Consider the following 20,073-nt stretch of genomic DNA (forward strand, 5'->3'; position numbering starts at 1 on the left):
CGGAAGCAGCACACGATAATAAGGATCACCCATTGGATCACCCGGAAACCTCGGCCGGCTGGCTGAGCCGTCTCTTCTATCACTGGACGGGCCCGCTGCTGCGCAAGGGACTGAGCGAGCCCCAGGTCAGCCTCGACGATCTCTACCCCCTGTTGCCGGAAGACAGACGCGATGAGCGGGCCGACGCCTTCCTCGCGCTGACGGCCACCCCACCGGTACGCCCCTGGCCCATCATGGCCTTCATCTGGCGCCACTATCGGGGCCGCATCGGCCTGCTCACCCTGCTGCAGCTGCTCGGCATGCTGGCAACTCTGGCCAGCCCCTGGTTGCTCAATCACAGCATGACCCAGCTCGGCGCGGGGGCCGCCACCGGCCACAAGCTGCTGCTGGCCTTCGCCCTGTTTGCCTCTGTGCTGGCCGCCGGCATGCTGGCGGAGCACTCGCTGCAACTGGCACTCAAGATGCACGTCCCCATTCGTCGGCTGCTGGCGGAATCCCTGCTCGCCAAGGTGATGAAACTCGGCGGCAAGAGCTTCGATGACAGGGCCGGTGGCCGGGTGCAGAACCTCATCAACCGGGACGTCTGGGACATCACTTGGATATTGGCGGATCCGGCCATGCCGCTCACCATGGCGCTGCAACTGGCCGGCACCATAGCCCTGCTGGTGTGGCAGGTGGGCAGCGCCGGTCTGGTGGGCTTCGCCGTGCTCACCTTGCTGCTGCTGGTCTCCACCCGGGTGGTGCGCCGCATGAACCAGCAGGAGCAGCAGCTCAAGCGCCAACAGGACGAGCGCAACGGCATCCTGGCGGAATACATCAAGAAGCTGCGGCTGGTACGCCAGAACGGACTGGGAGCCTTCTTCACCGGAGCGGCCAACGCCAAGCGTCAGCAGGAGCTCGGCGTGCTCGGACGGGTGCTCAAGCTCGATGCCATCAACAGCTTCCTGATGCTCAGCACCCCGCTGCTGGTGACCCTCGCCACCTTCACTACTTATCTGGCATCGGGCCAGAGCCTGACCCTGCCCCAAGTGTTCACCACCATAGCCCTGTTCGCCGTGCTGCGGATCCCCATGATGCGGCTGCCCTACCTCATCCGCACCCTGATCAACTTCAACACCGGCTTCAACCGACTGTGCGAGTTTCTCAACAGCCCGGAGCAGCACAGGGATCTCAATGATCCCAGCCTGCCGCTGGGCAGCCTGCGGATCCAGGACGTCACCGCCCTGCACCAACAGAAACCCGTGCTGAACGGGATCAGCCTCGCCATCCGGCCAGGGGAACTGGTCGGCATCACCGGCGCCACCGGGGCGGGCAAGAGCTGTCTGCTGCACCTGGTCGCCGGCTTTGACAATGACTTCACGGGCAGCATTCGCCGCCACGGCCGAGTCGCCCACCTCGGCCACAAGCCCTGGCTGATGAACGACACCATCCGCAACAACATCCTGTTCGGCCAGCCCTGGCATGAGGAACGCTACCACTGGGTGCTGGGCGCCTGCGCCCTCGGCGCCGACTTGGGTCTGCTCAGCCACGGCGATCAGACCCTGGTGGGCGAGCTCGGCACCCGGTTGTCCGGCGGCCAGCAGCAACGGGTCGCGCTGGCCCGGGCGCTCTACGCCGAGGCCGACATCCTGCTGCTGGACAACCCGCTCTCGGCGCTGGATCCCATCGTCTCGGCCCAGGTGCTGGCGCAGGGGCTCGCCTTCAAGCCGGGACCCACCCGGCTGCTGGTGAGCCACGATCCGGACGTGCTGGCCCACTGCGATCGGGTGGTCCGCATCGAGCAGGGCCAGTTGCGGGAGCTCGATGCCCACCAGCTGGCGGATCTTATCCAGCATCCGCAACCGGCGCCCATGGTGGCCCCGCAGGAGGCGGAGCAGTTCAACGAGGAGAAGGTGGTCGAGGGCAAGGTCGATTGGGGGCTGTTCGGCTTCATGTGGCAGCGTCTGGCCGCCCCTGGCGCCATCCTGATCGCCCTGGTGCTCACCCTGGGTCAGGAGGGGCTGCGCATCGCCTCGGATCTCTGGCTCGGTGGCAAGGCCGAGGTGGCGGATGTGCGGACCCTGCTCGGCATCTATGTGCTGCTGGGGGCGGGCTCCCTCGTCTGCATCATGGTGGTGCGGGTCATCAACTACAAACTCGGTCTCAAGCTGGCCTGGACCCTGTTCGACGGCATGCTGGGTCGCATCAGCCGCGCCCCCATGGCGTTCTTCGACAAGGTGCCCCAGGGGCGTATCCTCAACCGCTTCGACCGGGATCTGGGGGAGGCGCAGGAAATCCTGCTGTCCATGCTGATGGGGCTGTTCGCCATGCTGATCTCGGTGCTGCTGCAGGTGGTGGTGATCGGCGTCAACATGCCGCTGCTGCTGCTCATCGCGCCGCTGGTGGGCTGGGCACTCTATGTGCTGCAGCGCCGCTACCGGGCGGTGCAGCTCAAGCTGCGGCGCCAATCCTCGGTGCTGCGCTCGCCGCTCTACATCAGCATCAGCGAGACCATTCGCGGCGCCCCCGCTCTGCGTCTGGCCGGGGCCGAGCGTTTCGCGCTGGACCAGGTGCTGCATCACTATGACAACAACCTGCGCAGCTGGTACACCACCACCTCCATCAACCGCTGGCTCGGCATGTACCAGACCCTGCTCTCCGCCGCCCTGGTGGGGGCCGTGGCGCTGATGGTGGCCTTCAGCAACAGCTCGCTGCTGGGGGCCGTGGCCATCACCTACGCCTTCACCGCCTCGGCCATGCTCAACTCCCTGATCCGCACCTTCGCCGAAGTGGAGCAGGTGATGAATGCGGTGGAGCGGGTGCGGGAATACAGCGAGATCGAGAGCGAGCGCCAGACCGGCGAGTCGCTGGCCTCCCCCCATCCCAGGGTGCGTTTTGACAACCTGGGGCTGCGTTACCCCGAGGCGAGCCAGTGGGCGCTGCACAAGGTCAGCTTCGAACTGGCTCCCGGCGAGAAGGTCGGCGTCTGTGGCCGCACCGGGGCGGGCAAGAGCTCCCTGCTCGGAGTGCTGCAGGCCATGTACCCGAGCTCCCAGGGGGAGATCTACTACGACGAGCAGCCGCTGTCGGCGCTGGCACCGGAGGCGGTGCGCAACCTGTACGACACCGTCTCCCAGACACCGCTCACCTTCTTTGGCACCCTGCGGGCGAACCTCGCCCCCCTGACCGAGCAAGATGACGCCGCGCTGGAGCAGGCGCTGGCCCGAGTCGGTCTGGCCGAGCGCTGTGCCGGTCGGCTGGACGAGGATCTCGACAAGCTGCAGCTCTCGGCCGGCGAGACCCAGTTGCTGGTCATCGCCCGCATCCTGCTGTCGCGCCGCCCGCTGATCGTGCTGGACGAGGCCACCTCGGATCTCGATCACGGCGGCATGCGCAAGATGGCGGAGCTGCTCTATCGCTACCGGCCAGAGGCAAGCTACCTGGTGATAGCCCACCATCTGGAGCCGCTGCTGTCGGTGGACAAGGTGGTGGTGATGGAGGCGGGCACAGTAGTGGAGCAAGGCTCGCCGGTCAGCCTGCTGGCCAACCCGGGCTCCCGTTTCCACCAGCTGTTCGTCGGCCAGGTCAACCGGCAGCTGGCGGAGATCGAAGGCTGATGCCCGCGGCCTGAGGCACAACGACGAAGGGCTGCCCATGGCAGCCCTTCGTCGTCATCCTTCCCCCACCTAACGCTCCATGATCTGGGTCACGTCGTCCTTCTTGATCAGCATCTCCCTCCCCTCTTCATCGTAATAACGGTACATGCCGGTGCTGTCGTCCAGCTTGGGCTTGCTGTCGGTGGCAATCATGCGCCCGTCCTTGGTACTCATGATGTATTGGGAGCTGCACGCCACCAGCCCCAGGACGCACACCAGGATCATCATCAATCGTTTCATCGCCGGCCCCTTCTCCCTCAGTCATCCTCACGGCGAGGATGTGTCTTGAAGACTAGTGCAGCCCCATCCAGCCGAATAAGCGTCGCATAAAAATAAGATCCACCAATATAACCCGCTACAAAATAGCCAGTTCACCACAGATAAAAGATGTCCATATGAAAAAGGCCGGACATAGGTCCGGCCTTTTGTATCTCGGTCTGCTTATGACTTGGCGGGCTGACGCTCACCAGTCACGGTGGGGTTCTTGGGGTCTGCACTCCACTCGTACCAGCCGCCGTCGTAGACGCTGATCCGCTTCCAGTCCATCAGCCAGGCGTAGAAGAACGCCTCGGAGGCGCGCCAGCCGGTACCGCAGTAGAAGGCGGCCTGCTGGGTCGGCTCTATGTTCCACTCGTCCCACATGCTGAGGATCTCGCGGGCCGGTTTCATGGTGCCGTCCGGGTTGTGGAAGTCGCTCATGCTGTTGGCATCCACGCCGCCCCGACCCCACTTGGCGCCCGGAATATCGCCCTTGGGCTTGATGTAGCTGTAGCCGGAGGTGTTGCCGACGAACTCGTCCCAGGTGCGCACGCTGACCAGGGCGCTATCGGGCTGCTTGAGCAGCGCCTTGGCCTGGCTCAGGGTGGTGTAGTACTCGGGGTGCGCCGGTATGCTGACGCCGAACTCCTCGACGGGCTTGAACTTATTGGCCAGACCGGTCTCGGTGCGCAGGTGCTGCACGAACCAGGCATCCAGGCCGCCATCCAGCAGCCGTACGTCTTCGACCCCGGCATACATCATCAGGTGCGCGGCGCGGGCCGCCGCCATGGTGTTGCGGCCATAGAGGATGACGGTGGTGTCGTGACGGATGCCGTTTTCCAGCAGCAGCTTCTTGAGCGCCTCATCGGAGACCTTGTTCCACAGCGGCTCCTCTTCCAGGCTGTTGGTGTCGATGTACCCGGCGCCCGGAATGTGGCTCAGCAGATAGGCCTTGGGTGAACCCCAATCAACTTCAAACAGCTTCCAGTCCCCTTTCGGCGCGGCGACGACCGGCTTGCCGGCCTGCAAGTCCGCCAGCCAGAGCGGGTAGACCAGCTGCTGCCAGCGTGCCAGATACTCGCGCGGCGCATCCTTCCAGCCCTGCAGCTCGAACAGCTGCTTGATGCCCTGCTGGCGCAGCAGACGGGCCACCTCGGCCACGGCGCGCGGTTCGCCATAGAGCGCCACGGGCTTGTCCGGGCTCAGCCCCTTCTCCTTGAGTGCCTTGGGCCACTCTTCGTCACTGTATTTCCACTCGGCGGAGAGGTTCTCGGCCCCGGTCACGTGACCGCCCTGCTTCTCATCTGCCATGGGCCAGCCCTGGTAGAAATAGCTGGGACGGGTATCCAGGATGACCGCCTCTTTGGCCTTGGCATCCACCAGGCTGAGCGGCGGCAGTTCGGCGGCAAAGGTGGGCAGGGCACACCAGAGCAGCAAGGTCGCCAGGGTGGCCCGTAACAGGCTCATTATTCGTTTCATGATGATGTCTCGATTCAGAGTGACAAGGTTAAAAAATAGAGCGGCCCAGGCGCTCCGCCAGCAGCTCCAGCGCGGCCGTACCGGCCAGGGAGTTGCCGGCCTTGTTGAGCTCGGGCGACCAGACACAGACACACAATTCGCCGGGGATCAGCGCCATGATGCCGCCGCCGACCCCGGACTTGCCCGGCATGCCGACCCGGTAGGCAAAATCACCGGCTTCGTCGTAGAGGCCACAGGTGGCCAGCAGGGCATTGACCTGCTTGGTGGTGCGGGCCGGCAGCAGCGGTGCACTCTCGCCAAGCGGCACCCCGCGGTTGGCCAGATAGAGGAAGGTGCGGGCCAGATCGACACAACTCATGCGGATGGCACAGGCATTGAAGTAGCTTTGCAGCACCTTGTCCACCTCGTTTTCGAAGTTGCCGTAGGCCTTCATCAGGTAGGCGATGGCCGCGTTGCGGGCGGCGTGCTGATACTCGGAGCGTGCCACCACCTGATCCGCCACTATGGCCGGATTGCCGGAGAGCCGGCGTACCAGCTCCAGGGTACGCTGGCGCGGGGCGGTGAGGCGGGTCTCCAGCAGATCGCTCACCACCAGGGCGCCGGCGTTGATGAAAGGGTTGCGGGGTATCCCCTGCTCGAATTCCAGTTGCACGAGGGAGTTGAACGGCTGACCGGACGGCTCCTTGCCGACCCTGGCCCAGATCTCCTCTTCCCGATAGAGGGTCAGCGCCAGCGTGAGGCTCAGGGCCTTGGAGATGCTCTGGATGGAGAAGGGCTCGAAGGCGTCACCGGCGGTGAACAGCTCCCCCTCCACGGTGCAGACCGCGATGCCGAGCCGGTCGGCCGGCACCTGGGCCAGCGCGGGAATGTAATCGGCCACCTTGCCTTGTCCCAGCAGCGGGCGCACCTGCTCAAGAATGCTGGCCAGTAATTCGGATGACAACACCATTGGCTATTCCATGAGATGAGACGGGGTGAGGTCCGGCCCCACCGACAAAAATCCCGCCAGCGGCGGGATTTTCTCTGCCCTTGCGGGCACTTGGCATCAGGCGGGTTCGCCGTACCAGAGGTCGAACAGCTCGGTGACCACCACGGCTTCCATCCCCTTGCCTTCCAGCCAGGATTTGATGACGGCGCGGTCTTCCTCGGTGCACTTGCCCAGTTGCTGGGTGCAGATCATGCCTTCCCAGGCCAGGTGACCCGAGCCGGCGAAGGCCAGCTTGCGCGGTTCGATCACTTCATCGATCAACGCATCGACGGTGGCATCGATGGTCTCTTCGGCGGTGCCGACCGGGAAGTTGAAACTGATGTCGAATCCCATTTCCTGGAATTCATCGACGCGCAGTTTCTTACGCAGACGGCGACTACGGTTGGCCATGATAGCTCCTTTGGTTAATTGACGGGTTATTAGCTAACGCGTTTGAAAATCAGGTCCCAAACCCCGTGCCCCAGGCGGTGGCCACGTTGTTCGAATTTGGTCAGCGGGCGCCACTCTGGACGGGGCACCCAGTTGCCGCTCTCGGCGGTATTCTCATAGCCTTCGGCGGCACTCATCACTTCCAGCATGTGCTCGGCATAGTTTTCCCAGTCGGTGGCCATGTGGAACACGCCACCGATGGCCAGCTTCTGGCGAATGTCCTGAGCGAAGGCGGGTTGCACGATGCGACGCTTGTGGTGGCGGCTCTTGTGCCAGGGATCCGGGAAGAACAGCTGCAGACAGGCAAGGGAGCCGTCCGGGATCATGTGCTCCAGCACTTCCACCGCGTCGTGGCAGATGACCCGCAGATTGGTGACGCCGGCCTCTTGTGCGGTGGCAAGGCAGGCACCCACCCCCGGGGAATGGACCTCGATGCCGATGAAATTCTTGTCGGGGGCGTTCTTGGCCATCTCCACCAGGGAGGCGCCCATGCCGAAGCCGATTTCCAGCACCACCGGGGCCTCACGGCCAAACAGCGCCACCATGTCGAGCGGCTCCGGTGCGAAATCGATGCCCATGACCGGCCAGAGATCTTCCAGGGCCTTCTCCTGTCCTTTGGTCAGGCGGCCTTCGCGACGGACAAAGCTGCGGATCTTGCGCATGAACTTGCCGTCTTCGTTAAATACATCTTGGGTCACTGGCATAATCAAATTGCTCGTTATTGCATCCGTCTGGGTCACAGACGACATAAATGGATTGCTCGTTATCTCATCGCACTGGGTTGCAGGCGACATAGATGAATTGCTCGTTACTTCATCAACCCGGGTCATCGACGACGCCTGAATCGTGCGTCATTTCATCAGTCGGCAAAAACCGGGGAGCGAATTATCCCAAGATAGGCTCAGGGCGCAAGTGTTTCGCGCAACAAATCCCCGTCTCCGACCAATTCCGCCTGCATGGTTGACAAATGCCACCCCCTTCACAGAATCTGCCAGGCGTCAGGTGCATCCTGACTCCGAATAATAAAGCCATACACAACAAAGGATTGCAGTATGAAAAAAACAATTTTGACCCTGGCCATCGCGACCCTGCTGGTCGGGTGCAACCCCTCGGACAACGATTCGCAACCGCCCGCTCCCGCCACCCAGGCCTACGAGTATCTGGTGCAACTGAGCTCCAGCGCCGAAGGCATAGGTGCCAGACCCACGGGCACCGAGGCCGAGACCCGCACCGCCGCCTGGATCCAGGATCATCTGACCGGTTGGGGCTATGAGGTGCAGAACCAGCCCTTCACCTATACCCGCAGCGGCGCCAGCAAACACTCCCAGAACATCGTCACCGAGCTCAAGGGCAAGAGCGACAAGGTGATCCTCATCGGCGCCCACTACGACAGCACCGGTGACAAGAAGGGATCGGAAGGGGCCACCGACAACGGCGCCGGGGTCGCCGCCCTGCTGGCGGTCGCCGAGGCGCTGAAGGATCAGACCCTGCCCTACACGGTGCGCTTCGCCTTCTTCGGCGCGGAAGAGAACGGCCTCAACGGCTCCAAGGCCTATGTGGCCGGGCTGGACAGCGCCGCCGTCGCCCAGCTGCTGGCCATGGTGAACTACGACACCATCGCCGGTGGCGACATCGTCTATGTTCACTCCGCCCATTCGGATGTGGCCGAGTACAGCTGCGCCGAGCCGAGCCGCTACAGCTTCGATCCCAAGGTGCGCGACCGCCTGCTGGCCATCTCCAAGCAGGGTGCCACTCCCTTCGCCATCCACCCGAGCTACCCCGGCTATCCCGAGGGTGAGACCGGCAATTGGTCCGATCACGCTCCCTTCGCCTGCCTGGGGGTGCCGGTCGCCTATGTGGAAGCGACCAACTTCACCATCAACGGCGAGGATGGCTATGACGGCTACTCCCAGAGCACCAACCCGGCGCTGTGGGATTGCTACGACGAGGCCAGCAAGAGCGCCTGTGATCGGGACAGCGAGACCCAGTGGGGCAAGATCTGGCACACCCAGTACGACCGCCTCGACAAGATGGCCGAGCTGTTCCCGGGTCGGGTGCAGCAGCAACTTGGCGCCAACACCGAGCTGATGATCAGCTTCCTGAAAGAACCCGGACTCTGAATATCGCGCCGATGACCCGCTGGCTGAAAGCAGCGGGACTCTGAACCGGGGATAACGGCGGCCACCGGGCCTGTCAGAGGGATTGACGCCCTTTTCGCCACGGGAAGCCATAAAATGCGGGCAGGCGCCAAACCTGCCCTTTTTTATGGATTTTTGTTACAGCCATTGCCTCATTTTTTAAATCTGATACAAACGGATAACCTGGCGGTTGAATGGAGCGACCGCCACCTTAGTCAGAGAGAACCCTATGCAGCCGTTTTTTGCCCAGCGCTTCGAGAAGGTCGAGCCTTCCTTTATCCGTGAAATCCTGAAAGTCGCCACCAATCCGGAGATCATCTCCTTCGCCGGCGGCCTGCCCAATCCCCATCTGTTCCCGGTCAAGGCCATCGACCAGGCCTGCCAGGACGTGCTGCGCGAACAGGGTGCCGCGGCCTTGCAATACGCCACCACCGAGGGCTTCGCCCCGCTGCGCCAATACATCGCCGATCGCTATCTGGCGCGCCACGGCATGCAGGTCAACCCGGACAACATCCTGATCACCAGCGGCTCCCAGCAGGCGCTGGATCTGCTGGGCAAGGTGCTGGTCGATGAGGGACAGGATCTCATCATCGAAGAGCCGGGCTATCTCGGTGCCATCCAGGCGTTCTCCGTCTATCAGCCGAATTTCAGGCCCATCACTCTGGGGGAACAGGGTCTGGATCTGGCCGCGCTGGATGCGCTGCTGGAGCAGGGCTCGAACGCCAAGCTGCTGTACGGGGTGCCGAATTTCCAGAACCCGAGCGGCGTCTCCTACAGCCGTGCCAACCGCGAAGCGCTGGCCGAGCGACTGGTGCGCCACGAGCTGCTGATGGTCGAAGATGACCCCTATGGCGAGCTGCGTTTCGAGGGGGAGCACCTGCCCCCCATCGCCAAGCTGGCGCCGAACAATACCGTGCTGCTCGGTTCCTTCTCCAAGACGGTGGTGCCCGCCTTCCGCCTCGGCTGGATGCTGGTGCCGGATTGGCTGCGCAAGAAGGTCACCATCGCCAAGCAGGCCACTGACTTGCACAGCAACGCCTTCAGCCAGCAGGTGCTGCACCGCTTCCTGACAGACAACTCGCTGGATGCCCATCTGGAGAAGATCAAGGAAGTCTATGGTCGCCAGCGCGCCGCCATGGAAGCCGCTCTCAGCCGTCACTGCCCGCCCGGCGTCAGCTACACCCGGCCACAAGGGGGCATGTTCCTCTGGCTGACTCTGCCTTCGAGCGTCAGCGCCATGGCACTGTTCGACGAGGCGATCAAGGAGAAGGTTGCCTTCGTCCCCGGTGCACCCTTCTACGTCAGGCCAGAAATACAGAATACCCTGCGCCTGAGCTTCTCTTGTGTAGATGAAGCCACTACAGAAGAGGGCATCAAACGCCTCTGCCGCGCCCTCGCCCGCATGCTCTGACGCTCCTTGAGCGAAAAAAACCAGCGACCCGGTCGCTGGTTTTTTTTATGGTGCCGTTTGTTTATGGTGCCGTGGGGAAGGTGCTCAGCTCTTGGGTTGCCTGGTAAATTCCGCCATCGGCACTGGCCTGCCATAGAGGTAGCCTTGCTGGTAGGCCACATTGCGCGCCCTCAGGTAATCGGCCTGCACCTCTGTCTCCACCCCTTCCGCCACCAACTGCAGACCGAGGCGGGTCGCCAGATCGATGACGTTCTCGACGATGTGGCTGGAGAGCGCATCCGAGCCGATCATGCCGACGAAGCTCTTGTCTATCTTGAGAAAATCGACCTGGAAGGCCTGCAGATAGGCGAGGCTGGAGTGGCCGGTGCCAAAATCGTCGATGGCGATGAAGACCCCCAGCTCATGCAGCTCGGCAAACAGTTGATCCGTCACCTCGTCCGCGACTATCAGCTCCCGCTCGGTCAGTTCCAGCACCAGCTTGATGGGGTTCTCCCTGAAGGCCTCGATGAAGTCGCGGCAATCCGCTACCAGGCTCAGGTCTTTGCAGTGGCTGGCGCTGATGTTGACGCCGAAAGTGGAAACCTTTGGGCAGGCTATGCACCCGGCCGGCGAAGTGCTCTCGCACCTGTTTCAGCAACAGACGGGTCATCGGCACGATGAGACCACTGTCCTCCGCCAGCGGAATGAAGCGATCCGGCGAGATCATGCCCTGATGGGGATGTTGCCAGCGCATCAGCACCTCGCAACCGCTCCAGTGGGCGTCCTCCCCCGCCACTACGGGTTGCAGATAGGGGATGAACTCCTGCTGATCCAGCGCCCGCCTCAGTTCCTGCACCGGGGAGGTGGAACGCCCCGTCAGCCAGAAGGCGCCGCCCCCGAACAACAGGCTCAGCAAGGGATAGAGGATGAGGCTGACCTTGGCGTAGTCCCAGATATGGACGCCATATTCATTCGCGGAGAGGGTGGTCACCACCTTGAAAGGGTATTTTTCCGACGCTTGCTCAAGATAACCGGGATCCGTGGAGGAGAGCAGTTGATCCGTGAGTTTGCTGTCACGCAGCAGCATCTGCGACCCCACCACCAGCCCGAGCGGTGAGTCACGGCTCAGCATGTCGAGGATATTGAGCAGATAGTAGCCATCGACGCCCACCAGCACGCTGTACTCTCCCGCCTCCTGGCGATAGACGATGAGCGGTCTATCCGGCGTGACCGGATTGCCTCTGCGCAGATCGAGCCGGCCCTGGGTGTAGTCATCCAGCTTGATGTTCCCCTTGTAGGGCCCATAGAGGGAGGTGCAGTAGATGCGCTCCCCCTTGGTCAGGCTGACGCTGCGCACGTCCGGCACCGTCGCTACCTGATCCCGCAGCCCCTGCACCACCTCGAGACAGGGCTTGCCGACGCTCCCCATCACCGCCGAGGCGGCCATCTCGGCATTGTCCAGGGTACGCTCAAACATGTATTTCGCATGCAGCAAATGCTGCTCCGCATCCTGCCTCACCCCGGTCATGGTCTGCCAAATGGTGACAATAATACCAAGCACCATGGGCAGCAGGCCTGCCAGCAGGGAGAAAACCAGGCGGCGTTGGTATTGGCGCGCCTTCAGACGATGAAACGGCATAACCATCCTCATGGTAACGGCGAAAAGGCCGACGATTTTATGCACGCTCGCCCGCTTTGCAAGAGATGATGGCGAACATCGGGATCCATCCGAGCAGCTTACACCACCCGACACACTCCCACTCAGGGCACATTGGCCGCGCGCAACAGCCAGGTCTGGGCAACGTGACCGGCCTCACACTCTGCGATATCGAGAGCCATAATGCCCATAAAAACAGTTGCTTGTCCATCCAGCCCCCAGCCTCTAGAGTAGGACGAACAGCGTCAGGGAGGCAAAATATGAAGATACTGATCACGGGGGGGACCGGATTTATCGGTCGCCGTCTGGTGGCCCATCTCAAGGTACAGCACGAGGTGGTGGTACTGACCCGCCAGGGCAGCCGTGCCTACGATCTGCTCGGCCACGACGTCAAGCTGCTGGACAACCTGGATCGACTGGACGACCTCAACGACGTGGACATCGTCATCAATCTGGCTGGCGAGCCTATCGCCGCCGGGCGCTGGAGCGAGTCACGCAAGCAGTTGCTGTGCAACAGCCGCTGGCTGCTGACCGAACAGCTGGTCGACCTTATCAAGCTCTCCAACCGGCCTCCTAGGCTGTTGCTCAACGCCTCCGCCATCGGCTGGTACGGCCACCAGGGCGATGAGCCGCTGGACGAGGATTGCAGCCAGCCCAATGACGAGTTTACCCACCGGCTCTGCCAGCAGTGGGAGCAGTTGGCGCTGCAGGCCAGGAGCCCGCAAACCCGGGTCTGCATCCTGCGCATCGGGCTGGTGCTCGGCCCCGATGGCGGCGCCCTGCCCAAGCTGCTGCCCCCCTATCGCCTCGGCCTCGGCGGTCCCATGGGCTCGGGTCGCCAGGTGATGAGCTGGATCCACATTCAGGATCTGGTGCGCGCCATGCTGTTCCTGCTCGAGCACGACGAGTGCGACGGCATCTTCAACGGCACGGCGCCTCAACCGGTCGACAACCGCACCTTCAGCCAGAGCCTGGCCCACAGCCTGCGTCGGCCCCACCTGCTCTGCGTACCGGCCGGGGCGCTGCGCCTGCTGATGGGAGAGTCGGCGGATCTGCTGCTCACCGGCCAGCATGTGCTGCCCGCTCGCCTGCAGCAGGCGGGCTTCCACTTCACCTATCCCGAGTTGCCCCAGGCTCTGGACAACCTGCTGCACGCCCCGCGCTGAGCGCCCATAGAAAATCCCGGCCAAGGCCGGGATTTTTTCTTTTTGCAGACGGGTGTCATCGGGCGTTCACGTCGCTGGCAGCCCCGCATCCGCCCCCTTCCCTGTTCGTCCGATTACGCCACTGCGTGGCTAATCGAACCTACAGCAGCCCCTGCCCCAGCCCTCTGAGCCTGTCGCTGAGGGTCCCCGCCAACAGCTGGCGGCGCATGCCCTGGCCAGCCAGCGTCACCAGCAGGGCCCCCAGCAGCGGCAGACCGGTCCAGATTGCCCAGTGGAACTGCCACTGCCCCTCGAACCACCACCACTGCAGACCGAACGAGCAGAGCTCCACCACCATGGCGGCACAGAGCCCCGCCAACAGGCCGCTGGCCACCAGCTCCCAGCGCAGCATCTTCTCGAGCAGGGCGCTGCCGGCCCCCAGGGTGCGCATCAGCAGCAGCTCCCGGCGCCGGGCGGCCATGCTGGCCTGGGTCTGGGTCAGCAACACCAGCAGGGCGGCGACCGTCACCAGCCCCAGCATCAGCCCCAGCGCCCGACTCACCTGATCGGAAACCACGGTGAGCCTGGCTATCAGATCCTCCACGTCGATGAGGCTCACCGTGGGGTGGCGGCGGATCAGCTCCACTTCGGCGCTGCGCCCCTCCTGCGGCAGGCGATAGCTGCCGAGCCAGGTCTGAGCGAAGGGGGCCAGCACGTCGGCGGAGAAGATCATGTAGAAGTTCGGCCTCATGTTGTCCCACTTGATGGATCTCAGGCTGCTCACCCTGGCCTCGAAGCTGCGCCCCTCTATGGTGAAGCTCAGTGCGTCGCCCAGGGCGATGCCCAGCTGGCTCGCCAGCACCTCGTCGACGGAGACCTCCCCCTTGCCACTGAACCATTGCCCAGCAGTCAGCTTGTTGTCGGGGGGCAACGCGGCCGTGGTGGTGAAGTTGAGCTCCCGGTTCACTCCCTCCCGCGCCGCATCCTCACCCACAGCCTGACCGGCTATCTGGGTCAGGCGTCCCCGTACCATGGGGTAGAAGTCCGAGGTAATGGCACCCGCCTGCTGCAGATCGGCCAGGATCCCCTCTCGTTCGTCGTCGGCCACGTTGACCAGGAAGCGATTGGGGGCGTCCGCCGGCAGGCGGGCGGAGAAGTCATCGAGCAAGTCGACCCGTGCCGCCCACAGCAGGCCGAACAGCATCAGCGCCAGCGCGAAGCCCGCCAGCTGGAACAGACCGCTGCCGCGCTCGCGGGAAAGGTGGCTGATGGCGAGGCGCAGGGCATGGGGCCCCTTGAGCCGGCTGCCGAGGCGCAGCAACCCGGAGGCGAGCAGCGCCAACAGCGCCATCAACAGCCCCATGCCGCCGATGAGCCCCAGCGCCAGCCTGGCATCGGCGGTGAAGCCCCACACCAGACCGAACAGACCGAGCAGGCCGACCGGCAGCGCCAGCCAGGGCGGCACCCCGGCCTCCAGCTCCCGGCGCAGCACCCGCAGCGGCGGCACTCTGAGCAGGCGCAGGAAGGGCACGAAGGCCAGCAACAGGGTGATGAAGAAGGCCATCGCCAACCCCAGCGCGAATGGCCGCCAGGAGGGGGGGGGCAGATCCGCAGGCAGCAGATCTCCCAGCAGATGCAGCGTCAGCCACTGCATCAGGCTCCCCGCCACCAGGCCGATCAACGCGCCGATCAGGGTCAGGGAGGCGAGTAAAGTGCCCATCAACTCCCAGAGAGTGCGGCGGGAGGCGCCAAGGGTTTTCAGCAGCGCCACCATGTTGGTCTGCCGCTCGGCGAAGTGACGCACCGCTATGCCCATGGCCAGGGCCCCGAGCAGCACGCCGGCCAGGGAGGCGAGGCGGAAGAAGCGCTCGGCATTGGCCAGGGACTTGCCCACCTGGGAACCCTGATCGTCCGGCTTGAGCAGCTTCTGCCCGGCCTTCAGCTTGGGCTTGAGCCAACGCTCGTAGTCGGCGACCTGTTCGCGGGAGCCCTTGAGCAGGTAGCGCCACTGCTGGCGGCTGCCCGGCAGCAGGGCACCGGTTGCCTCGATATCGGCGCTGTGGATCAGGGCCCGCGGCGCCATCTGGAAGGGGCTGAAGCCCTGATCCGGCTCCTGACCCAGCTCGCCCGCCACGGTCAACTTGGTGTTGCCCACCTCCAGCTCATCCCCCAGCTTGGCGCCGAGCAGTTGCATCACCCTGGCGGAGAGCCAGATCTCGCCGGGGGCCGGGGCCCGCTGCGGGTTAAGCTCCAGCTTGCCATAGAAGGGAAAGTCACTCGGCACGGCCCGGATGGAGGCCAGCTGCAATCCATCGCCATGAAACAGCATGCTGTTGAAGCTGACCGTGGTCTGGACCGCGAGCCCCGCCTCCGCCGCCTGCTTGAGCCAGGCCTCCGGTGCCGGCACCCCGGAGCGCAGCACCCGATCGGCGCCGATAAAGTCACGACCCGAGGCCTTGAGCCCCGCATCCAGCCTGTCCGCCACCAACGCCACGCTCAGCACGCAAGCCACGCTCAGCGCCAGCGCCAGCACAAACCAGCGCAGTTCACCGTTGAAGCCTTCCCGGCGCAGCAGCTTGAATCCCAGTCTCCACTGACTCATGACTTGTCCCTCACCTGTGCCAGTCCGGGCAGCCACTTGTCATTGACGCCTTCCCCACGCATTAACTTGATCCCCCGTCTCCACTGACTCATGGCAGCTCCCTGACGCGGGAGGCCAAGGCGGCGTCGGCTACCGGCGCGTCCGCCTCCAGCCGTCCCGCCGCCATCACCACTTGCCGCTGGCAGCGCTGGGCCAGTTCATGATCATGGGTTACCACTACCAGGGTAGTGTTATGTTCTCTGTTCAAGCGAAACAGCAGTTCGATCACCGTCTCTCCGGTCTTGCTGTCGAGGTTGCCGGTCGGCTCATCCGCCAGCAGCAGACTGGGGCGAGTCATGAAGGCGCGGGCGATGGCGACCCGCTGCTGCTCGCCACCGGACAGCCGCGGCGGCAGATGGTGCAGCCGCTCGGCCAGCCCCACCTCCGCCAGCAGTTCGCGGGCTCTGGGCTCACAATCGGTCTCGCCACGCAGCTCGGCCGGCAGCATGACGTTCTCCAGCGCACTCAGGGTCGGCAACAACAGGAAGGACTGGAACACGAAGCCCACCTGTTCGGCCCGCAGCCTGGCGCGGCCCTCCTCGTCCAGCCGGGTCAGCGACTGACCGAGGATCTCGATGTCGCCGCTGCTCGGCAAATCCAGCCCGGCCAAGAGGCCAAGCAGGGTAGACTTGCCGGAACCGGAGGCTCCGACCAGCGCCAGCGTCTCGCCGGTATTGACTTGCAGGTTTATCCCTTCAAGGATGGTGAGGCTTTCCTGGCCGAGGCGAACGGTTTTGCCAAGCCCTCTGACGGTGATGATGGGGGTCGAACTCATGATGCGTTTCCTGTTTCCCTTGGCCCTAAATGACAATACATAATGTTTCCTGGTTACCCAGGCCTTACTGACAATTAATGATGGGAGTTGAATCCATGGCGCGTTTTCTGTTCGCCTTGAGCTGTTTGTGTTGCTGGATCTCGTCGGTGCAGGCCCAGACCCTGCTGGTGCTGGGTGACAGCCTGAGTGCCGGTTATCAGATGCAGGCCGAGCAGAGCTGGCCTGCCCTGCTCGATCAAAAGTGGCAGCAACAGGGGGGCACCCACAGGCTCATCAACGCCAGCATCAGCGGTGAGACGACCCAGGGCGGACTGGCTCGCCTGCCCACCCTGCTCGAGGAGCACAAACCGGACTGGGTGTTGATCGAACTCGGAGCCAACGATGGTCTGCGCGGCTTCGCCCCCGCCATTACCCGGGCCAATCTGGCCAAGATGCTGGCGCTGACCAAGGCCAGCAAGGCGAAAACGGTGCTGACCCAGATCCAGCTGCCCCGCAACTATGGCGCTCGCTACTTGCAGCAGTTCGAGCAGATCTTCCCGGAGCTGGCACAGGCCAACGACCTGCCACTGATGCCGTTCTTTCTGGATGATATTGCGCTGCGCCCTGAACTCATGATGAACGATGGGCTCCATCCGACGGCCGCGGCCCAGCCGCAGATCCGCGACAGGGTGGCCAGCTTTATCGAGCCGCTGCTGACCCAGTGAAGCTGCAGAACGGTCCCAAACAAAACACCCGCCAAGGCGGGTGTTTTTTGATCAGCCGGCGTTAACGTCAAGCCCCCAGGATCTGGTGCATCCGCTCCTGGGCTACTCCCACCAGCGAAGCAGACTGGAATTGGGCAATACCTCGCTCCTCCTGACGTCGTTGAATAAAGCTCAACTCCCGAGGATCTGGCGCATCCGCTCCTGGGTGACCCCCACCAGCAGATCAGGCTGGAACTTGGAGATGAAGCGATCGCAGCCGACCTTCTTGACCATGGCCTCGTTGAAGTTGCCGCTTAAGGAGGTGTTGAGGGTGATGAAGAGATCGGACATGCGCGGATCGCTGCGCACCTCGTGGGTGAGCCGATAGCCATCCATCTCCGGCATCTCCGCATCGGTGATCATCAGCATGATCTCGTCGGTCACCTTCTTGCCCGCATCGCACCACCCCTTGAGCAGCTTGAGCGCCTGCAGACCGTCCTGGCACTCGATCACCTCGAGCCCGAGCTGGGCGAGCGTCTCCCGCACCTGGTTGCGGGCCGTGCTGGAGTCGTCGACGATCAGCACCCGGCGGCCCTGCATCTGGGGCAGAATGTCCTTGTCCAGCACCTCGGCCGAGATGCGGATGTCATAGGTGATGATCTCGGCAAGCACCTTCTCCACATCGATGATCTCGACGATCTGATCGACGCCCCCCTCGGGGACGCGGGTGATGGCGGTCAGGTAGTTGGAGCGGCCGGCCGAGCGCGGTGGCGGCAGTATGTCCTTCCAGGTCATGTTGACGATGTGGGCCACCTGCCCCACCAGGAAGCCCTGAATGGTGCGGTTGTACTCGGTGATGATGAGGTTGGATTCAGTGTCGATGGGCATAGGCCTCATGCCGATAGCGCCACGCAGGTTGATCACCGGGATGGAGACCCCGCGAATGTTCGCCACGCCGCTGATGTTGTGGTGAGCCCCCGGCATCTTGTTGAGATGGGGCAGCTTCACCACCTCCCGCACCTTGAATACGTTGATCGCAAACAACTGCCGGGATCCCAAACGGAACATCAGCAACTCCAGGCGATTCTCCCCCACCAGCTGGGTACGTTGATCCACCGAATCCAATATGCTCGCCATATAACGCCCTTACGTCCGTTTCCCCGCCGCCGCCCCGGTATGGAGCGCCAAGATGCCAGTCCCTGCCCTCCTTACCGGAGCGACAGGCTCATATAGAAATAATGAAAAGGGTCGAGGAAAGATAGGATCTTGGCCACAGGGCGTGATCCTCGCCCCACGGCCACATCATTGACATGGAAAATCGATCGCCATCGGCCCGACAAGAGGTTATCGGCCAGCCTGAGCAATGCTGAACAACGGATCGCGACGATCAATGCTCGGGCTAAACGGCGCCCATAAAAAAACCGGCCGCAATGCGGCCGGTCCAAAAATACAGTAGGCAGTCAGGGAATGACTTAGAAGTGGTACTGCATGGCCACGCCAACAACGTCGTCGGTGTTCTGGCCGAACTCGTTGTAGCCGTCGTTGTTGCCACCGCTCAGCAGGTTGGCCTTGTAATCAACGTAAACGTCGAAGTTTTCGTTGATGTTGTACCAGGCACCGATAGAAACGTACTCGGTCAGGGTATCGTCAATGTTCTGGTCAGCGTCTTTCACGTCCAGGCGGTTGTACGCCAGGGACGGCTTCCACTGGCCCCAGGTGTACTGAACTACGGCTTCGTAGCCGTTGCTCTCGCTAACATAACCGTTGTTGCCGGCGTTGTTAACGTAGACGTGGTCTTCACCGTAGGCATAGGTAGCGGCTGCGTACAGGTTGTTGGCAGCGTACTTGATACCGACAGCAGTCAGCTTCGCATCTTGAGCACCGAAGTTGGCGTTTTCAATCTGATCGGTGGTCTTGCCAGCCTGGTTATAGGCCAGACCCAGGCTGATGCCCATGTCGAAGTTGTAGTTGGCAGACAGGGCGTAACCTTCGTTGGAACCCTTGGTCCAGCTGGTAGCGCTCTCGTTCTGAGCTTCGTTCTCGCCGGTGAACTGGGCACCCAGTACCAGACCGTCGAAGGTGTAGATGTACTGAGCCAGGCCATTGGTACGACCGGTACCGAAGATCTCGGTACCCTTGCCCAGGCCATCGCCGCCCCACTCTGGCAGGACGTCGGTGTAATCGTTAACAGCCTTGGCAATCAAGCCATCCTGACGACCGTAGCTGAAGGCACCGAAACGATCGTTCTTAACGCCAACATAGGCGTAACGCAGTTCGTTGTCGGAGCTGTTGGTCGGCACGTTGTACTGAACAAAGCCGTTAGCAACGGTTTCGTTGTTGATACGGGTTTCGCCAGCGATGTTCAGACGCAGGTAGCTCTGATCACCGTTTTCGCTGTCGTTGTCGCTACCGTAGTACATACCTTGAACACGGCCACCGATGTCCAGCTTGGTACCGTCTTGGTTGTATACGGTAGAAGCCTGGGCAGCACCTGCCAGCAGCAGGCTGGAGATGGCCATAGTCAATGCTGTCTTTTTCATTGTTCGTTCCTCTGGTGTAAACACTAAGCAGACCTGCAGACCTGTGCTCGGTCGTTATGATCGGGTCTATGTTCCGATGGCCTAGGGTAGATCTGCGAACCTTGATGGGAACTGAAGCGGATGACGATTAATTTTTGAAATCTGGCGAAAAACCGCGCAGCCCGACACTAAATGTCGTCGCTGGTGACCACAGCTGTCTTCATGAGCGCATCGTCGGACGGCCTGATGTGGGAAGAAACAAGGATAAGCAGAACAAGATGTTAGCTATATATAGCGAGGCATTAACGGGGGGAATAAAGCTGGCCAGCCGACCGA

General features: G+C 62.7%; 14 protein-coding genes and 1 pseudogene. 5 read left to right on the top strand and 10 right to left on the bottom strand.

Translation table 11 applies throughout. The features are described from left to right. The first annotated feature begins 32 nt into the window (after positions 1-32). Positions 33-3,596, top strand: a complete 3,564-nt coding sequence (locus tag ACZ9IL_RS13475) for an ATP-binding cassette domain-containing protein (RefSeq protein WP_476003956.1) — start codon at positions 33-35, stop codon at positions 3,594-3,596. 69 nt (positions 3,597-3,665) lie between these two features. On the opposite strand, the gene ACZ9IL_RS13480 is transcribed toward ACZ9IL_RS13475, so the two are convergent. From ACZ9IL_RS13480 to trmB, 5 genes are all read right to left on the bottom strand, one after another. Next, on the bottom strand, positions 3,666-3,875 hold the full coding sequence (locus ACZ9IL_RS13480) for a YgdI/YgdR family lipoprotein (protein ID WP_476003957.1): 210 nt from the start codon (positions 3,873-3,875) through the stop codon (positions 3,666-3,668). 201 nt (positions 3,876-4,076) lie between these two features. Next, on the bottom strand, positions 4,077-5,372 hold the full coding sequence (locus ACZ9IL_RS13485; RefSeq protein WP_476003958.1) for a rhodanese-like domain-containing protein: 1,296 nt from the start codon (positions 5,370-5,372) through the stop codon (positions 4,077-4,079). A 28-nt stretch (positions 5,373-5,400) separates the two neighbouring features. Further along, positions 5,401-6,321 carry a glutaminase B gene (gene glsB, locus ACZ9IL_RS13490; protein WP_476003959.1) on the bottom strand — a complete coding sequence of 307 codons (921 nt, stop codon included), beginning with the start codon at positions 6,319-6,321 and terminating at the stop codon, positions 5,401-5,403. A gap of 96 nt (positions 6,322-6,417) precedes the next feature. Next, positions 6,418-6,750 (bottom strand): YggL family protein, encoded by a 333-nt coding sequence (locus ACZ9IL_RS13495; protein ID WP_476003960.1) that lies wholly within the window; start codon positions 6,748-6,750, stop codon positions 6,418-6,420. Positions 6,751-6,779: 29 nt separating this feature from the next. After that, positions 6,780-7,493 carry a tRNA (guanosine(46)-N7)-methyltransferase TrmB gene (trmB, locus tag ACZ9IL_RS13500; protein WP_476003961.1) on the bottom strand — a complete coding sequence of 238 codons (714 nt, stop codon included), beginning with the start codon at positions 7,491-7,493 and terminating at the stop codon, positions 6,780-6,782. Between the two features lie 348 nt (positions 7,494-7,841). Here trmB and ACZ9IL_RS13505 point away from each other — a divergent pair, with 348 nt between their 5' ends. Next, positions 7,842-8,909, top strand: a complete 1,068-nt coding sequence (locus ACZ9IL_RS13505) for a M28 family metallopeptidase (protein ID WP_476003962.1) — start codon at positions 7,842-7,844, stop codon at positions 8,907-8,909. Positions 8,910-9,156: 247 nt separating this feature from the next. Continuing rightward, complete coding sequence (locus tag ACZ9IL_RS13510; RefSeq protein ID WP_476003963.1) at positions 9,157-10,338, top strand: aminotransferase-like domain-containing protein; 1,182 nt, start codon at positions 9,157-9,159, stop codon at positions 10,336-10,338. 84 nt (positions 10,339-10,422) lie between these two features. Here ACZ9IL_RS13510 and ACZ9IL_RS13515 read toward each other — a convergent pair. Further along, positions 10,423-11,956 (bottom strand): annotated as a pseudogene (locus tag ACZ9IL_RS13515) (EAL domain-containing protein). 278 nt (positions 11,957-12,234) lie between these two features. On the opposite strand from ACZ9IL_RS13515, the gene ACZ9IL_RS13520 reads away from it, so the two are divergent. Continuing rightward, the gene (locus tag ACZ9IL_RS13520; protein ID WP_476003964.1) at positions 12,235-13,140 is read left to right on the top strand and encodes a TIGR01777 family oxidoreductase; all 906 of its coding nucleotides are present in this window, start codon (positions 12,235-12,237) and stop codon (positions 13,138-13,140) included. A gap of 139 nt (positions 13,141-13,279) precedes the next feature. Here ACZ9IL_RS13520 and ACZ9IL_RS13525 read toward each other — a convergent pair whose 3' ends face one another. Continuing rightward, the gene (locus ACZ9IL_RS13525) at positions 13,280-15,721 is read right to left on the bottom strand and encodes an ABC transporter permease (RefSeq protein ID WP_476003965.1); all 2,442 of its coding nucleotides are present in this window, start codon (positions 15,719-15,721) and stop codon (positions 13,280-13,282) included. 88 nt (positions 15,722-15,809) lie between these two features. Next, positions 15,810-16,535, bottom strand: a complete 726-nt coding sequence (locus ACZ9IL_RS13530; RefSeq protein ID WP_476003966.1) for an ABC transporter ATP-binding protein — start codon at positions 16,533-16,535, stop codon at positions 15,810-15,812. A 95-nt stretch (positions 16,536-16,630) separates the two neighbouring features. On the opposite strand from ACZ9IL_RS13530, the gene ACZ9IL_RS13535 reads away from it, so the two are divergent. Continuing rightward, the gene (locus ACZ9IL_RS13535; RefSeq protein WP_476003967.1) at positions 16,631-17,239 is read left to right on the top strand and encodes an arylesterase; all 609 of its coding nucleotides are present in this window, start codon (positions 16,631-16,633) and stop codon (positions 17,237-17,239) included. A gap of 171 nt (positions 17,240-17,410) precedes the next feature. Here the strand turns inward: ACZ9IL_RS13535 and ACZ9IL_RS13540 are convergent, their stop codons facing one another. Together ACZ9IL_RS13540 and ACZ9IL_RS13545 are read right to left on the bottom strand one after the other, a co-directional pair. Continuing rightward, positions 17,411-18,355, bottom strand: a complete 945-nt coding sequence (locus ACZ9IL_RS13540; RefSeq protein WP_476003968.1) for a chemotaxis protein CheV — start codon at positions 18,353-18,355, stop codon at positions 17,411-17,413. Between the two features lie 335 nt (positions 18,356-18,690). Beyond that, complete coding sequence (locus tag ACZ9IL_RS13545; RefSeq protein WP_476003969.1) at positions 18,691-19,758, bottom strand: porin; 1,068 nt, start codon at positions 19,756-19,758, stop codon at positions 18,691-18,693. Positions 19,759-20,073 lie beyond the last annotated feature (315 nt).

The sequence above is a fragment of the Aeromonas sp. TECH754 genome (assembly GCF_056279295.1).